The 16,515-nt window shown below is 43.0% G+C and carries 15 protein-coding genes; 11 read left to right on the forward strand and 4 right to left on the reverse strand.

The genetic code is table 11. The annotated features are described in order from the left end of the window. The 6 genes from FFM57_RS03585 (at position 1) to pyrE (ending at position 7,391) form a co-directional block, all read left to right on the forward strand. Positions 1-1,086, forward strand: a complete 1,086-nt coding sequence (locus FFM57_RS03585; RefSeq protein WP_137599149.1) for a carbamoyl phosphate synthase small subunit — start codon at positions 1-3, stop codon at positions 1,084-1,086. Then, positions 1,079-4,264 (forward strand): carbamoyl-phosphate synthase large subunit, encoded by a 3,186-nt coding sequence (gene carB, locus FFM57_RS03590; RefSeq protein WP_137599150.1) that lies wholly within the window; start codon positions 1,079-1,081, stop codon positions 4,262-4,264. Before FFM57_RS03585 ends, carB begins: the two co-directional genes overlap by 8 nt. 72 nt (positions 4,265-4,336) lie before the next feature. Then, positions 4,337-5,122: a dihydroorotate dehydrogenase electron transfer subunit gene (locus tag FFM57_RS03595; RefSeq protein WP_137599151.1), complete on the forward strand. Its 786-nt coding sequence runs from the start codon at positions 4,337-4,339 to the stop codon at positions 5,120-5,122. Then, the gene (locus tag FFM57_RS03600) at positions 5,122-6,063 is read left to right on the forward strand and encodes a dihydroorotate dehydrogenase (protein ID WP_137599152.1); all 942 of its coding nucleotides are present in this window, start codon (positions 5,122-5,124) and stop codon (positions 6,061-6,063) included. The genes FFM57_RS03595 and FFM57_RS03600 overlap by 1 nt, the downstream gene beginning before the upstream one ends. Next, positions 6,053-6,769: an orotidine-5'-phosphate decarboxylase gene (gene pyrF / locus FFM57_RS03605; protein ID WP_137599153.1), complete on the forward strand. Its 717-nt coding sequence runs from the start codon at positions 6,053-6,055 to the stop codon at positions 6,767-6,769. The genes FFM57_RS03600 and pyrF overlap by 11 nt, the downstream gene beginning before the upstream one ends. Continuing rightward, the gene (gene pyrE, locus FFM57_RS03610; protein WP_137599154.1) at positions 6,762-7,391 is read left to right on the forward strand and encodes an orotate phosphoribosyltransferase; all 630 of its coding nucleotides are present in this window, start codon (positions 6,762-6,764) and stop codon (positions 7,389-7,391) included. The genes pyrF and pyrE overlap by 8 nt, the downstream gene beginning before the upstream one ends. 63 nt (positions 7,392-7,454) lie before the next feature. Here the strand turns inward: pyrE and FFM57_RS03615 are convergent, their stop codons facing one another. Together FFM57_RS03615 and FFM57_RS03620 are read right to left on the reverse strand one after the other, a co-directional pair. After that, positions 7,455-9,146 carry an NFACT RNA binding domain-containing protein gene (locus FFM57_RS03615; protein ID WP_137599155.1) on the reverse strand — a complete coding sequence of 564 codons (1,692 nt, stop codon included), beginning with the start codon at positions 9,144-9,146 and terminating at the stop codon, positions 7,455-7,457. An 88-nt stretch (positions 9,147-9,234) separates the two neighbouring features. Next, the gene (locus FFM57_RS03620; RefSeq protein ID WP_137599156.1) at positions 9,235-10,902 is read right to left on the reverse strand and encodes a phosphoenolpyruvate carboxykinase (ATP); all 1,668 of its coding nucleotides are present in this window, start codon (positions 10,900-10,902) and stop codon (positions 9,235-9,237) included. 183 nt (positions 10,903-11,085) lie between these two features. Between FFM57_RS03620 and FFM57_RS03625 the strand changes: the two genes are divergently transcribed. The 4 genes from FFM57_RS03625 to FFM57_RS03640 all read left to right on the forward strand — a co-directional run bounded on the left by FFM57_RS03625 (position 11,086) and on the right by FFM57_RS03640 (position 14,626). Next, complete coding sequence (locus FFM57_RS03625; protein WP_137599157.1) at positions 11,086-11,634, forward strand: hypothetical protein; 549 nt, start codon at positions 11,086-11,088, stop codon at positions 11,632-11,634. 366 nt (positions 11,635-12,000) lie between these two features. Continuing rightward, positions 12,001-13,005, forward strand: coding sequence for an ABC transporter substrate-binding protein (locus FFM57_RS03630; RefSeq protein WP_137599158.1), 1,005 nt, complete (start codon positions 12,001-12,003; stop codon positions 13,003-13,005). 11 nt (positions 13,006-13,016) lie between these two features. Continuing rightward, on the forward strand, positions 13,017-13,877 hold the full coding sequence (locus FFM57_RS03635; protein ID WP_137599159.1) for an ABC transporter permease: 861 nt from the start codon (positions 13,017-13,019) through the stop codon (positions 13,875-13,877). Then, positions 13,874-14,626: an ABC transporter ATP-binding protein gene (locus FFM57_RS03640; RefSeq protein ID WP_137599160.1), complete on the forward strand. Its 753-nt coding sequence runs from the start codon at positions 13,874-13,876 to the stop codon at positions 14,624-14,626. Before FFM57_RS03635 ends, FFM57_RS03640 begins: the two co-directional genes overlap by 4 nt. A 42-nt stretch (positions 14,627-14,668) precedes the next feature. On the opposite strand, the gene FFM57_RS03645 is transcribed toward FFM57_RS03640, so the two are convergent. After that, positions 14,669-14,968 (reverse strand): hypothetical protein, encoded by a 300-nt coding sequence (locus tag FFM57_RS03645; protein ID WP_137599161.1) that lies wholly within the window; start codon positions 14,966-14,968, stop codon positions 14,669-14,671. Positions 14,969-15,033: 65 nt separating this feature from the next. Here FFM57_RS03645 and FFM57_RS03650 point away from each other — a divergent pair, with 65 nt between their 5' ends. Beyond that, complete coding sequence (locus FFM57_RS03650) at positions 15,034-15,396, forward strand: MerR family transcriptional regulator (protein WP_137599162.1); 363 nt, start codon at positions 15,034-15,036, stop codon at positions 15,394-15,396. Positions 15,397-15,441: 45 nt separating this feature from the next. Here the strand turns inward: FFM57_RS03650 and FFM57_RS03655 are convergent, their stop codons facing one another. Beyond that, a complete protein-coding gene (locus tag FFM57_RS03655; RefSeq protein ID WP_137599163.1) occupies positions 15,442-16,299 on the reverse strand; it encodes a LysR family transcriptional regulator in 858 nt (285 codons plus the stop codon). Positions 16,300-16,515: the final 216 nt, after the last annotated feature.

Here is a 16,515-nt window from a genome sequence, read left to right on the forward strand (position 1 = left end):
GTGAAACGACGCTTAATATTAGAAGATGGCACGGTTTTTGAAGGAGTTGGCTTTGGGGCTGCCGGCGATGTGGTAGGGGAAATCGTCTTTTCTACCGCCATGACCGGCTACCAAGAAAGTATCACCGACCAAAGCTATAACGGTCAAATTTTAACCTTTACTTATCCCATGATTGGTAATTACGGCGTGAATCGCGACGACTATGAATCTATTGCGCCCACGTGTAAAGCGGTGGTCGTAAAAGAATTTGCGCGCCGTCCTAGCAATTGGCGGGCTCAACTTTCTTTAGATGAATTTTTAAAACGGAAAAATATTCCCGGCATTGCCGGTATTGATACTCGTGCACTGACGCGGAAACTACGCGCCCATGGCACCATGAAAGCAAGTATCGTCGATCCCGAGGATGTTTTTGAGCACGCCTTTGACCAATTGCGGGCGACGGTTTTACCGATTAATCAAGTCCAACAAGTCTCTACCCAAACGCCTTACCCAAGTCCTGGTATCGGGCGTAATGTGGTGGTGATTGACTTTGGTTTGAAACACTCGATTTTACGAGAACTTTCTAAGCGGGAATGCAATCTGACTGTGATGCCTTACGACACGTCAGCTGAAGCTATTTTAGAATTGAATCCTGATGGTGTGATGTTAACTAACGGCCCGGGAGATCCTAAAGATGTACCCGAAGCGATTCAAATGATTCAAAAAATTCAAGGGAAAGTGCCGATCTTTGGCATTTGCTTAGGTCACCAACTTTTTGCCCTAGCTAATGGCTGTGACACATACAAAATGAAATTTGGTCACCGTGGCTTGAATCACCCCGTAAAAGAAATTGCCTCAGGGAAAATTGCCTTTACTTCCCAAAACCACGGCTATGCTGTTGCGGAAAAAAGCGTTAATCCTGCTAACTTATTAATTACCCACGTGGAATTAAATGATGGCACGGTGGAAGGCTTGCGGCATAAATTATATCCGGCCTTTTCTGTCCAATTTCACCCGGATGCAGCTCCAGGTCCCCACGACGCATTAGATTTGTTTGATGAATTTATGGAATTAATGGATGCTTTTAAGGAGGAACATCATGCCTAAACGTACAGATTTGCATAAAATTATGGTGATTGGCTCAGGTCCCATTATTATCGGTCAAGCGGCAGAATTTGACTACGCCGGGACGCAAGCTTGTCTGGCCTTAAAAGAAGAAGGATATGAAGTGGTGTTGGTGAACTCCAATCCAGCTACCATTATGACGGATAAAGAAATCGCCGACAAAGTCTACATTGAACCCATTACTTTAGAATTTGTCTCCCGCATTTTGCGCAAAGAACGCCCCGATGCCATCGTCCCAACTTTAGGGGGCCAAACAGGATTAAACATGGCGATGGAATTAGCGAAAACAGGAATCCTAGAAGAATTAAATATCGAGCTTTTAGGGACGAAGCTTTCCGCCATCGATCAAGCCGAAGACCGCGACCTTTTCAAAAAATTAATGGAAGACTTAAACCAACCGATTCCTGAAAGTGAAATCGTTCATACAGTGGAAGAAGCCTTAGCTTTTGCTGAAACAATTGGTTATCCCGTGATTGTCCGCCCAGCCTTTACTTTAGGTGGTACCGGGGGTGGCATGTGTGCCAACGCCGAAGAATTGAAAGTGGTGGGGGCTAACGGTTTAACATTATCCCCGGTCCATCAATGCTTGATTGAACGGAGTATCGCCGGTTTTAAAGAAATCGAATATGAAGTAATGCGGGATAAAAACGACAACGCGATTGTGGTTTGTAACATGGAAAACTTTGATCCAGTGGGAATTCATACGGGTGATTCCATCGTCTTTGCTCCTAGTCAAACGTTATCTGATGTGGAGTACCAATTATTGCGGGATGCTTCCTTAGCAATTATTCGCGCCTTGAAAATCGAAGGCGGCTGTAACGTCCAGTTGGCTTTAGATCCAGACAGTTTTAACTACTATGTGATTGAAGTCAATCCGCGGGTCAGTCGTTCTTCGGCCCTAGCTTCGAAAGCGACGGGTTATCCCATCGCCAAGTTAGCCGCTAAAATTGCCGTGGGGTTAACCTTAGATGAAATGAAAAACCCGGTAACTGGCACCACCTATGCCGAGTTTGAACCAGCTTTAGACTATGTAGTCGCGAAAATTCCTCGCTGGCCTTTTGATAAGTTTGAAAAAGGTGAACGGAAATTAGGGACACAAATGAAAGCTACCGGTGAAGTGATGGCCATTGGTCGCAACATCGAAGAATCTTTACTTAAGGCAGTACGCTCTTTAGAAATCGGCACTATTCACGTGGAAATCGATGAACTAACCGAAGTAGCTGACGATGAATTAATGGATAAAATGGTGAAAGCTCAAGATGATCGTCTCTTTTACTTAGCTGAAGCTTTACGCCGCGGCTTTACGGTGGAAGAACTTCACGATTTAACGAAAGTAGACATTTTCTTCTTGGATAAATTGTCCCACATTGTTGAATTAGAATGGGAGTTAGCCCAACACCCACATGATCCGGAACTTTTAAAAATTGCCAAACAAAACGGTTTTACCGATGTGAAAATCGCCGAATTGTGGCAAACGGATGCGGCTAGCTTACGTACTTATCGTGAAGAGCATCAAATTACGCCAGTTTACAAAATGGTGGATACTTGTGCTGCTGAATTTGAAAGTCAAACTCCTTATTTTTACTCCAGCTATGAAATGGAAAATGAAAGTGTCAAATCGGAGCGGCCCTCCATTTTAGTCTTAGGGAGTGGCCCCATCCGCATCGGTCAAGGGGTGGAATTTGATTATGCCACCGTTCATTCGGTTAAAGCAATTCAAAAAGCTGGTTACGAGGCCATCATTATGAACTCTAATCCCGAAACAGTTTCCACCGACTTTTCCATCTCTGACAAACTGTACTTTGAACCCTTGACCTTGGAAGATGTCTTAAACGTCATCGAACTAGAACAACCACTAGGGGTTATCGTCCAATTTGGCGGGCAAACGGCCATTAACTTAGCCGAACCTTTAAGTCAGTACGGCGTAAAAATTTTAGGAACACAACTGGCTGATTTAGACCGCGCCGAAGATCGGCACTTGTTTGAAGAAGCGCTCCAAAGTTTAAATATCCCGCAACCTAAAGGCAATACAGCCACCAGTAAAGAGGAAGCAGTCGTCATTGCTAATGAAATTGGCTACCCCGTCTTAGTCCGGCCAAGTTATGTCTTAGGTGGACGGGCGATGGAAATTGTCGACAACCAAACCGACTTAGAAAGTTACATGACTCAAGCCGTTAAAGCTTCTCCAGAGCACCCGGTTTTAGTGGACCGTTACCTTTTAGGGAAAGAGTGTGAAGTGGATGCCATTTGTGATGGGGAAACTGTCCTTATTCCAGGGATTATGGAACATATTGAACGGGCAGGGGTCCATTCCGGCGATTCCATGGCGGTTTACCCACCACAAACCTTGAGCCCCAAAATTCAAGCCACCATTGCCGATTACACGAAAAAATTAGCGCTAGGTCTAAATTGTATCGGGATAATGAATATCCAGTTCGTTATTTTCCAAGATGAAGTGTATGTGATTGAAGTCAATCCCCGCGCTTCTCGAACGGTGCCGTTTTTAAGTAAAGTCACCGGCATTCCCATGGCGCAAATTGCTACCCAATGTATCTTAGGGAAAAAATTAATCGACCTTGGTTACCAAGACGGCCTTTATCCTGAAAGTAAACTGGTCCACGTGAAAGCACCGGTCTTCTCCTTTACCAAGCTTTCGAAAGTCGATACGTACTTAGGGCCAGAAATGAAATCCACTGGTGAAGTGATGGGGAGTGATGCCAATTTGGATAAAGCTCTTTACAAAGCTTTTGAAGCAAGCGGTTTACACTTGCCAGCCTTTGGTGCGGCGCTTTTCACCATCTCTGATGATAGTAAAGAAGAAGCGTTAGCTTTAGCCAAACGCTTTAAGGAAATCGGTTATAGTTTGATTGCCACCGCCGGAACCGCGGAATACTTCAGTCAACATGGTTTAACCGTGGAGAAAGTCGGCAAAATCGCCCAAAGTAGTGAAGAAGCTACCGTCATCGATATGATTCGCCACCATAAAGCACAAGTTGTGGTGAATACTATTGCGAAAAATCGGACGCGGGATCACCGGGATGGTTTCTTGATTCGGCGGGAAGCCGTGGAACACGGTGTGCCCCTCTTTACCTCACTAGATACGGCAGAAGCTATTTTACAAGTCTTAGAATCACAAAGCTTTACCACTCAAGCGTTGTAAAAATTTAATCTTAAAAGGGCGGTAGTTAGGGAAACTTAGCTACCGCACCTGTACATATTAAAGGAGGGTCTCATGGAACAAGAAAATTTACAAGTGTTGGGGCAAAAGCAATTAGCTCCCAATATTTATCAAATTGATTTAACGGGCGCCATGCTAGGAAAAATTCAACAGCCTGGACAATTTTTACATTTGAAACCGCAAGCTAGTGATTTATTGTTGCGCCGCCCGATTAGTATTGCCCGCTATGACACCGTCCAAAAAACGGCCAGTTTAATTTATCGCGTAGAAGGAGCGGGCACTAAAGGATTTACCACTTTAAAAGCTGGAGATGTCTTAGATACGTTAGGACCTTTAGGCCACGGCTTCCCTGTAGATAATGTTACGGCAAAAGAAAATATTTTTGTGATTGGTGGTGGGATTGGGATTCCGCCTTTATATGAACTGACGCGGCAATTAACTAAGCGTGGCGCTAACGTTTATGTTTTCTTAGGGTATGCCAGTGCTCAGGTGATGTACTACCAAGCAGAGTTCGCCGCTTTAACACCCCATTTAGCCATCTCTACCGATGATGGCTCTTATGGGCAACAAGGGCATGTGGGGCAACTCTTTATGGCGGCTTTAGCTAAAATTCAACCAGATGCCGTCTATGCTTGTGGTGCTAAGGGCCTGTTGCAAATGGTGGATGGAACTTTCCATGATCATCCCCGTGCTTATGTCTCTTTAGAATCTCGCATGGCTTGTGGGATTGGTGCTTGTTACGGCTGTGTGACACATTTACAAAATGATCCTACAGGAACGCAAAGTAAAAAAATTTGTGATCAAGGACCAGTCTTTCATACGGGGGAGGTGGTTATCTAATGAATCCTTTACAAGTGAACTTACCAGGCTTAACCTTAAAAAATCCGATTATGCCGGCTAGCGGCTGCTTTGGTTTTGGGGAAGAGTACGAGAAATTTTATGATCTCAATCAACTAGGAGCAATTATCGTTAAAGCCGTGACTCCCAAAGCTCGTTTCGGTAATCCTACGCCTCGCATTGCCGAAACTCCTTCTGGTATGTTAAACGCCATTGGTTTACAAAATCCCGGCTTAGATGTGGTCTTAGAGGAAAAGCTGCCTTACTTGCAAGAACGTTATCCCGAATTACCAGTGATTGCTAACGTGGCTGGTAGTTGTGAAGAAGATTATGTAGCAGTCTGTAAAAAAATTGGTCAAGCCAAAAACGTTAAAGCCATTGAGTTAAACATTTCCTGTCCTAATGTGCGTCATGGGGGGATTGCTTTTGGCACGAATCCTGACGTGGCTTACAGTTTAACGAAAGCATGTAAGGCAGTAACCGATTTACCAATTTATGTGAAGCTTTCCCCTAATGTGACAGACATTGTCCCGATTGCCCAAAGTATTGAAGCTGCTGGGGCGGATGGCTTTTCCATGATTAATACTCTTTTAGGAATGCGAATTGATTTAAAGACCCGCAAGCCTATTTTAGCCAATCAGACAGGCGGCCTATCAGGTCCGGCGATTAAACCGGTGGCGATTCGCTTAATCTCCCAAGTAGCGGCGGTCAGCGATTTGCCAATTATCGGCATGGGAGGTATTGCCACGACTGAAGATATTTTAGAAATGTTTTTTGCCGGGGCTAGTGCGGTGGCCGTGGGGACCTCAAACTTTACTAATCCGTTAATTTGTCCGCAATTAGCTAAGGCTTTACCTGAAACCATGGCTAAATACGGTGTGACTAGCTTACAGGAATTAAGTCAACAATTAAAAGCAGAAAGGAAAGAAGCACGTGGAAAATAGACCGATTATTGCGCTGGACTTTCCCGATAGTTCAGCGGTGAAAAAATTTTTAACTGGCTTTCCTCAAGAAGAAAAATTATTTGTCAAAGTTGGCATGGAACTTTTTTATCAAGCCGGCCCCCAAGTGGTGACGGCTTTAAAAGCTGCCGGTCACGATGTCTTTTTGGATTTAAAACTCCACGACATTCCTAACACAGTGATGCGGGCCATGAGAAACTTAGCCCGTTTAGGAGTGAATCTGACCAATGTTCATGCCGCTGGCGGTCAAGAGATGATGGAAGCAGCCCTACAAGGGTTAAGCGATGGCGCAAATGGGTCAGCAGTGCCGAAGTTATTCGCCGTCACCCAACTGACTTCAACTTCAGAAACGAAGATGCAAGAAGAACAACAGATTTATACGAGTTTAGCCGAGAGCGTCCTAAATTACGCCCAATTAGCAGAAAAAGCTGGGTTAGCTGGCGTGGTGTGTTCGGCTTTAGAAGCTTCTACCATTCACGAAGCTACGAGCAATCAATTTTTATGCTTAACCCCAGGAATACGTCCTACAGGCAGTGCAGTAGGGGACCAAAAACGCGCTGTAACCCCACAAAAAGCTCGAGAATTAGGTGCCAATTACATTGTTGTGGGTCGTCCTATTACCCAAGCAGCTGATCCTTATGCCAGCTATCAAATAATAAAAAAAGAATGGAGTCAAAGTCATGAGTAAAGTTATTGCCAAACATTTATTAGAAATCAAAGCGGTCTTTTTAGCTCCCGATGAACCTTTTACTTGGGCTAGTGGCTTGCACTCCCCAATCTACTGTGATAACCGCATGACTATGAGCTATCCAGCGGTTCGCCGTGACATCGCCAAAGCACTCGCCGACAAAATTAAAACAGAGTTCCCGGAAGTTGAAGTGATTGCCGGTACTGCTACCGCCGGGATTCCTCATGCTGCATGGGTGGCAGAATTATTAGATTTGCCGATGGTTTATATTCGTTCTAAACCGAAAGATCACGGTAAAGGCAATCAAATTGAAGGCCGCATCACCCCTAACCAAAAGATGGTCGTCATTGAAGATCTAATTTCCACCGGGGGCAGTGTCTTAGAAGCTTGCGCCGCGGCGAAAAAAGAAGGGGCGGATGTTTTAGGCGTTGCCGCTATCTTCTCCTATCAACTGCCGAAAGGGTACGCTAACTTTGAAGCAGCCGGCTTGCCTTATGTCACGATTACCAATTACAGTGAACTCTTGGAGGTAGCCAAAGAATCTGGCTATATTAACCATGAGCAATTTGCACCCTTACTAGACTGGAAAAAAGATCCTAAAGCTTGGTCTGATGCCCATTAAAATTTAAGTAAAAAGCTAGCCTTCATTTCTCTTTTACGAAAATGAAGACTAGCTTTTTGGTTTTTATTTGGCTTTTAATTGGTTGACTAATTCTTCTTGTGGGGTGACGTATAAAGTATTTTGATTCTCATAAATGACAAAACCGGGTTTGGCGCCATTAGGTTTATGGACGTAGCGGACGGCTACGTAGTCTACCGGCACGTTAGAGCTTAAGCGGTACTTCGAAAAATACGCAGCTAGTTGGGCAGCTTCTTGTAAAGTCTCAGGACTAGGGTCAGGATTTTGAATAATCACGTGGGAACCGGGAATATTTTTAACGTGGAGCCAGATATCGGTTTTTTTCGCCGTTTTTAAGGTTAACTGGTCGTTTTGTAAGTTGTTGCGGCCGATTAAAATAGTATCCCCGCTACTAGCAATAAAACGTTGAAAAGTAGGCTTGTTTGAATTTTGGCGCATTTTTTTCTTTGGTGCTTTGACGTAGCCCGTGACTTGCAATTCTTCTTTAATCCCTGCTAATTCTAAAGGAGTCGCTAAAGCTAGTTGATCTAAGACCGATTGTAAGTAAGATAATTCTTTTTCGGTGTCGACAATTTGTGCTTCCACCATTTTAATGGCATTTTTGGCTTTTTGATATTTTTGGAAATACTTTTGTGCATTTTGGTTAGGAGTTAAGTCGAGCCGCAGCGCAATTTTAATGGGGGCATCTTCTTCGTAATAATTTTTTAAGGTGACCTCACTTACGCCCCGAGGGACTTCGTGTAAAAAGGTAGTCAGGAGTTCGCCGCGTCTACGGTAGTCTTCAGCGTTTTCCGTGTCTGCTAAAGTTTGTTGTAATTTTTTCAATTTCTTTTGGTTTTTCTTAAACTCGTTGGTGATTTTTGTTAACAGACTGCTAGCCATTTGTTTGACGCGATCTTTTTCGGCTTTATCACCATAGTAGGCGTCTAGTAACGTGCTTAACGTCGGATAAGTCGCGATGGTTGTTAAACTTTTAAATGGTTGAGCACTAAAGAACTCTTTCCCTTTTTGTTGGCTTAAAGTGCCTACAGGTGTAGCAAAGCCGGCGAAAAACGCTCGCCACGTTTGCATTTTAGCTTCCGGCTTTTGTTGCAGGCGATAAATAAGTTCCGCTGCGGTATCAAAGCCTAAGCCTTGGAAGTGCTGTTGTAAAAAGTGAGCATCTAAGGTTTCTGCCGTTTGCAAAAGGTGAAAAATTTCTTCATCGCTGGCTACAAAAGGATTGAGGACGTCTTGGAGAGGTGGCGTGTGGTAAGTAGCCCCCGGCAGCAGCAGGCGGAAACTATTTTGCGAAGGTCCCACGTGCTTGATGGCGTCTAAAATTTGTTGGGTGTTTTTGTTTAATAATAAAATGGTGGAGTGGCGGCCCATTAATTCCACCACTAAGAGTAAGTTTTCTAAATCCCCTAATTCATTGCGCTTACTAAAGTAAAAGTGCAAGACGCGGTCGTTATCTACTTGTTGAATACTTTCTAAAATGCCGCCTTCTAAATATTTTCTGAGCATCATGGTGAAATTAGGCGGCGTCACTGGATTATCAAACGGTAGCGTCGTGATTTGCACCCGGGCATAAGTGGGGTGGGCGGATAATAATAATTTATGATTTTTCCCGTGGGAACGAATGGTTAAAATAATTTCCATTTCGTAAGGTTGTTGAATTTTTGATAAGCGGCCCCCAGTAAGTAAAGCTTGTAACTCGTGGACCATACTATGGGTAAAAGTTCCGTCAAAAGACATGTTACCCCTCCTTTTCTTTTCCGTTTCTATTATAGCAAAGGAAACCTAAAAAATCCCCGCAAAGTTTTGCGGGGAAGAGTGCTATGCTTTAAATTTGCTCAGACATCGCTTGGGCTAAATCTAAAATCATCATTTCCATAAATTCGTTGGCTTCGTTTGGTAAAGCATCGTAGCCATCATTGCTTTTTTTCTTCTCGTTAATAAAAGCGAGGCGGTCGACTAAGCGTTGTTTAATCTTATTCATGTAGCCAATATCATTAAAATGCACCGGATGATTTTCTAACGGTAAATAACTTAAACGTTGAATTGGCCCAAAGTCGGTAAATTTGGCAGTACCACTCATAATTTTTTCAATACTGCCTAAAGTTTCTTCTTTCGTCACTTTGCGTCCGTTAAAGTAGCCTGTATTTAAAATATAGCAACGCACGCCGCTGGCAAAAAGTTTTTGGAAGGCCGCGTAGTCTTCATGTAGCGGATAGCAACGGAAAGGGTTAGCGAAAGGTTCAATCACCAATTTATCAAGATTGACATCCCCCACGACGTTTTCGGCAGTAGAACGTTTCGTCGCTAAGGTTACGCCAAAAAGGGTGGCCAGTTGCGGATCAGAAACTTTTACCACCGGCGGTAAGGAGTCATCTTTCATAATCCAAAAGACGGCGTCAATTTTTTCGGCTAAATAGTCCACCCGATTTGGGGTTACGTAGCGAGACTTAATGGTGCGGCCGTTACCATTGCGAATGTCTTCTGTCACGATAATTTTTTGCCCTTGATCATCAAGGGTTACGCCGACATTTTGGACAGTTAAGCAATAATCTAAAACGGAGGAGTCGGCTGGGTAGTCTTGCGTTTTATCAAAATAAGCCGGCTCTAAAGCGGTGGTTGCCCCCGTGTCTTCGTGAATGACAAAAGCATCATCGTGTAAAACTGTCACGGGTACCGTGTCATCGTGTTGTGCTAAAGTAATCGTTGACTTGCCAGAACCGGATAAGCCAAAAGCGGCCATGGTGAATTTCTTATTTCCAAGGTCGTATTGTTTCATGCCCCCATGACAGGCGACAAAGCCATTACGGTGGGCCGTAGCCCAAGCTAAGGTTAACGTTGCTTTTTTCAATTCGCCAAAGTAACGTAAGCCTAAGATGGCTGCGACATTATGCTCCGGATCAAATAAAGCTAAACCATTAGGAAAATCAGGGTGGGACCAATTGGGATTAGCGAAAATAAATAAATCATTTTCGGTAAGTTCAGGAGTACGTTGGTAAAGTTTTTCTATTTCTGGGGTGACAATTTGGAAATTCAACAAGTAAGAATAAAAATTATTTTCATACCCTTTAGGGAGCATTAAGTGAGCTTTGACACTATAGTCTTCCGACAGGCCGACAATCACATCTCCTTGGTAAAACTCTTCTTGGAGACTTTGATAAACGGCCTCCCGCATAATACCGGCATAATAGGCACTGTCTACGCCGGGGTGTCCTAGGATGCGGCGGGCAGCAGCCGTGCGGCCGACAATTTTTCCGTCGTTATTGACTAAGACTACTGCATCAGCTGGTAAACCTAATTCTTCGGCCTGACTCACCAGCATGTCAGTAACGGTAGTGGTGGGAGCGTGGTAAGCATTGTGGTAAGCGGTAGCTAAATCAGGAACTTTCGTGACATTACTGCCGTAAAACGCACTTTCAATGGTCGCTTTTAAAGCGGACAGCAAAGGGTTATCTTTACGTAATTCTTGGGATTTAAAACGGCCAATAGTACTCATCGTATCTTCCTCCTTTAAATAGATCTCTTACGTTTTTATTTTAACATTATTAAAGAACAATGAAAAAGGAAACGCTATCATTTGGCCTTACAGTCGACTTCTTCAAAGATTCTTAAGGAGATGGGAGCTTGTTTTTTGCTAAAGGAGTTGGTAAGATAAAAACAATAAGGGGGACGTAAACGTATGGCATGGATGACAAACTGGTGGAGCGATTTTAAAGAAGATTTAAAAGAAATAACCAATCGACAATGGCAAGTGTTGGGAATTACTGCCGTGAGTGTCCTCGTTGCTTTAATCCTCTTCTTGTTTTTTGTTCCGCAGATTCAAAATAATATTCGCCAATCGCAGTTAGACGCCATTGTGTACCCGCCAGTGGTGAAAGAGAAAGTGAAGATTGTTTCTACAACAGAGTTAGCCCAGACGGTTAAAGAGCAAAAAGCGGTAACGGTTATTTTCCTCCGTAATGGGCGGACGTTAACGAAAGAGGCTTGGGAAATTTTAGGGGATGAAAAAGCGCTGGGGGATTTAAATCACCAAGTTTACGTTTATCCTTTGGTTTATGATGCTAAAGAGACGATTGAAAAATATCAATTGGCTGATGACAGCGTGACGTGTGTCTTTTACGAAAAAGGCAAAGAAGAGAATCGCTATACGTTAAAGACTAGCGCAACGAAAGATTGGATGGAACAACTCAACGCGCTTCCCATGGCTAACGTTAAGGAGCTGGACTAGGTTAAGACTTTCTTTTGGTTATTCATTTTTAATTGTCTGCAAAAATATTCTAAAAATTACTTGACGTCAGTTGCCTTTAGGCTTATGATGTAAAAAAACAAATGAGGAGGAAACTTAAATGAGACTATCAACTAACAGCACTTTTACATGGCAAAGCTGGCGTAGATAGTTGTATTTATGGTTTCTCCATAGATACAACGTTTAGAAAAGATTTTCTAAATTTTGTATCTATGTCGGTTAATTCAGTGTGAACCCGCATAGATGTTATGCGGGAATTTTCTTTTTTTGTGGAGACTTCCCAGGTTTAGGGAAGTCTTTTTTTGTTGACAATGAAGCATCAAAATGAACCCATTGGAGGATATAACGATGAAAGAAAAAGGATTATACTTAGTAACGATTTTATTATTTGCCCTATTGTTTTTCGGCGTCTACACGGACTCAAAAAAAGCGAGTGGGACGGATAGCGAGACAGCTGCAAAACCGGTGGTAGGGATTTTACAATATGTCACCCATCCATCTTTAGATGCGATTGAGCAAGGTATTGAGGATGGATTAGCGGAAGCTGGCTACGGGAAAGATCAAGTAGAAATTTTACTCATGAACCCCCAAGCTGACCAAAGCAAAATTCAAACCATGGGACAACAATTAGTCAATAAGTCTGATGTGTTGGTGGGGATTGCTACCCCAGCGGCCCAAGGTTTGGCTAATTTAACCAAAGACACGCCGTTAGTCATGGGGGCGGTGAGTTATCCCGTGCAAGCAGGACTAGTCACTAGTGAAGAAAAACCAGAAGGACAAATCACTGGGGTTACGGGGCGTCCGGCGGTGGGGGAACAAATGAAGTTCATCCAAGAAATTTTACCTGACGTGAAAAACATCGCCGTTTTATATTCTTCCAATGAAGATAATTCTAAGGCTCAAGCCGAAGACGCGAAAACTTCGGCGGCTGCTCTTGGAATCACTGTGAATGACTATGTAGTAAGTAATACCAACGATATTAAAGCCGTGGCCCAAAAAGCTTTAGCGGAAAATGATTGCATCTACTTGCCACAAGATAACACCGTGGCTTCAGCGGTAGATACGGTTGTGCAATTAGCCATGGATGCAAAAAAAGCCATTTTCCCTTCGGTCACCGATCAGTTGGAACAAGGTGGGTTAGCGACGATTGGAATTGACCAACACCAAATTGGTATCGACACAGGTAAAATGGTGGCTGAAATTTTAGACGGTAAAAAACCAAAAGACATTCCAGTCTACTCTTCAACGGAAGGTCAAAAAACCATTAACAAAGCTGTCGCTGAGAAATTAGGCATTACTTTTAGTGCTGATGTGCTAAAAGAAGCCAAAGATATTACGGAAATTAGTGAGTAGGAGGAAGTAAGATGATTGTTTCAGGAATTGGGCAAGGCCTTTATTGGGCGATTATGGCATTAGGATTATTTTTAACCTTTCGGATTTTAAATTTCCCTGATATGACAGCTGAAGGAAGTTTTCCTTTAGGAGGCGCGGTGGTGGTGGTCTTAATTCGCCAGGGCGTTACACCGCTTTTAGCTACCCTGATTGCTTTTATTGCCGGTGCTTTGGCCGGTAGTGTCACAGGTTTTCTACACACCAAAGGGAAAGTTCCGTTACTGTTAGCCGGAATTTTAGTGATGTCGGGAATGAATTCCGTGATGCTTTTGGTGATGGGGCAAGCCAACTTATCTTTACTTCATTTTACTAAGCTGAACCAATTGGGAATTTTAAAAATTTTTCCCGCTGACGCGCGTGAAGTAGTGATTGGTTTAGTTGCGTGTGTAGGCATTGGCTTATTGCTTTTCTTCTTCACCCGCACCACCTTTGGCCAAGCTTTTATCGCCGCTGGTGACAATCCCAAGATGACTAAAAGTTTAGGCATTAATTACAACAAAATGGAAGTTGTCGGCTTAATGCTGGGAAACGGTTTAATTAGTTTAAGTGGTGCTTTGTTAGCCCAAAGCGACGGTTACGCTGATGTGAACAAGGGGTTTGGCGTGATTGTCATTGGCCTTTCTGCGATTATTTTAGGGGAAGTCTTGTTTGGAGATATCACCTTAGGCAAACGCTTATGGGGCACAATTTTAGGGGCTATCTTATATCAATTATTATTAGTTGTGATTATCGCTTTAGGTTTAGATACCACTTACTTAAAAGGAATAACGGCCATCATCTTAGCATTCTTCTTAATGTTGCCCCATCTTATGGAAGGAGGAAAAAAAGCATGAGTTACTTAACCATTCGCGATTTATCCTTTGCAGTCAAAAATCAAAATGAAAACAAACAAATCCTCCACAATTTAAATTTAACGGTGGAACAAGGAAGCTTTACGGTAATTCTCGGGGGCAACGGGGCAGGCAAGTCGACGCTCTTTAACTTGTTAGATGGTACTTATCCGCCAACAACTGGCTCCATTGCCTTAAATGGTCAAGAGATTCGCCGGCTACCTTTAAAAGAACAAGCGCAAAAAATTGCCCGCGTCTTTCAAGATCCTAAATTCGGTACAGCACCCCGGATGACGGTCTTAGAAAATTTGATGTTAGCAGAAAATAAAGGGAAGACCAGTTTATTCCATTTTGTAGCGCCTAAAAGTGTCACCGCTAAATACAAAACCCTCTTAGCCAAGAGTCAAAACGGCTTAGAAGAACGTTTAAATCAAGCGACAGACACCTTATCTGGTGGACAACGGCAAGCCTTGAGTTTATTTATGGCCACACTCCAAACACCAGAATTACTTTTACTGGATGAGCACACAGCGGCTCTTGATCCCAAGAGTGCCACTAATATTATGGCCTTAACTGACGAGTTGGTGCGCCAAGAAAAGCTCACTTGCTTAATGATTACTCATAACTTACAAGATGCCTTAACGTATGGCGATCAACTAGTCGTTTTAAAAGACGGACAGGTTGCCGCTACTTTTGATGCTGAGGCGAAAGAAAAATTAACCAAAGAAGAATTATTCCCCTATTTCTTGTAAAATAAAAAGCAGTTAGCGCTTATGCTGACTGCTTTTTATTAACTAGCCGCTACCTTGAACTTTGCACCAGAGGAAAAGAATGAGCAAAGATATCAAAAAACGGCTCAAAAAATGCCGCCAGTGCAGATGCCCATATAAAAAGTGGCCATTGGCGATAGCTGCTAGCAGTAAAAGCAAAAGACCCAAGGGTAGGAAAGGCGCAAAATAGAGCCCTAAAAGAATGCTAAGGGCGCCACTTATGGTGAAAATTCGTAGATGGCTAGGTAGACTACGTGTTGCTAAGACTGCTCCAAGCATTAAACTAGCGTAAATAACTGTGAGGATTGTTAAAGTTGGTTTCATCATTTTCCCTCCCTTTGAGGACTATTAAACAATATGGGGTGCACCCCGCAGCAAGGAGTAATGAAATGTTCATTGGAGAATTTTGTCGAGAGTGTCAAGCCACGAAGGATACTGTGCGGTTTTATGTAGCAGAATGGTTGCTACTGCCGGAAAAACGTGGGCGTAATTACTGGTATAGTCAACAAGAAGTGGCAGACTTTAAGGAGATTCGAGCTTTACAGCAGTTAGGTTTTTCCATTAAAGCAATTTGTCAAATTCGTCAGCTTCATACCACTCAGTGTGGGACAACCCTGCAGTGGCAAGCCAACGCTCAAATCGTGGCCGAAGAATTAACAAAAGTCGAGGAAGAGTTGAAAGTGTTACAGTTACGACGCGAAAAATTAAAAAATGTCCAAGAAAAGTTAATCGCTTTATTGCAAGAAAAATAAAATACGTCGCGGACCTCAATGAGTTAAGAGGTTCGCGACGTATTTTTACCTTTGAGTATCGTACATCGATTTAAAGGCCGCAACAGCAGGCAGCTGCAAGCGACTTTCTTTATACATTAAATGGGTCGAGCGGGTGAAGGGCTGACCATCTTTAAAAAATAATTGTTTGGCATAACCGTGAAAATCTCCTAAGGCAATGGCAGGGACAATGGCCCAGCCGAGACCTTCTTGCACAAAGGCAACGCAAGAAGTAACGTTGTCCATAAGAATAGTTTGCTTGTTCAGCTGGTACAAGTCATTTTCAATCATCCATTGTTCCATTTCATTTTTAAAATTACGGTCACTATTGCGATTAATAAAAGGCATCGTCTTTAACTCGGCCAAGGTCTTTTTCGTTAAGGAAATGAGATACACGTTTTCCCTGGCAATCTCTAGGGCTGGAATAGCCGTGGGGAAGTCGCCGCGGATGATGGCGATATCCATTTGGTCAGCCAACAGTTTTTGATGAATGATGCGACTGTAGTCTGTGATAATTCTCAGTTGAATAGCCGGAAATTTCTTTTGAAAATTTGCCAAAATCTTAGGCAATAAAAAGTGGGCATATTCAATGGAACAACCGAGGTTTAAGGTGCCCGAAATTTCGGCACTGTTGGTGGCTAGCCGCGTGTTTAATTCAGTGGATAAACGCTGCATCTTTTCAGCGTACTCCAAAACTAAGCGACCTTCAGGCGTAAAACTGACCCCCGTATTGGAGCGAATAAAAAGTTTTTTGCCTAACTTATTTTCTAAAGCTTGCAACCGTTTAGAAAGGGAAGATTGATTTATAAAGAGTAGCTCTGCGGCGTGGGTGATACTTTTTGTTTGTTCCATTGCCAAAAGCATAGCTAAATCTTTTTCATCCATATTAAACACCTCAAAAATAGTATACAAGTTTTTTAAGCATAAGTCAGGACTTTAGTCATTCTTTTTTTGCATGGACGAGCTAAAAAAGGTTGTGCCAGCAGTTACTGCTGGCACAACCTCAGGCTACTTAGATTAATTGGGCTCTATAATTTATTGGACTGATAGAAAATTCTATCGGTCCTTAATTTTTTTGAAAAAAAACAAAAAAACATATGG

It is taken from the genome of Enterococcus nangangensis, assembly GCF_005405245.1.
Classification (GTDB): Bacteria; Bacillota; Bacilli; order Lactobacillales; family Enterococcaceae; genus Enterococcus_J; species Enterococcus_J nangangensis.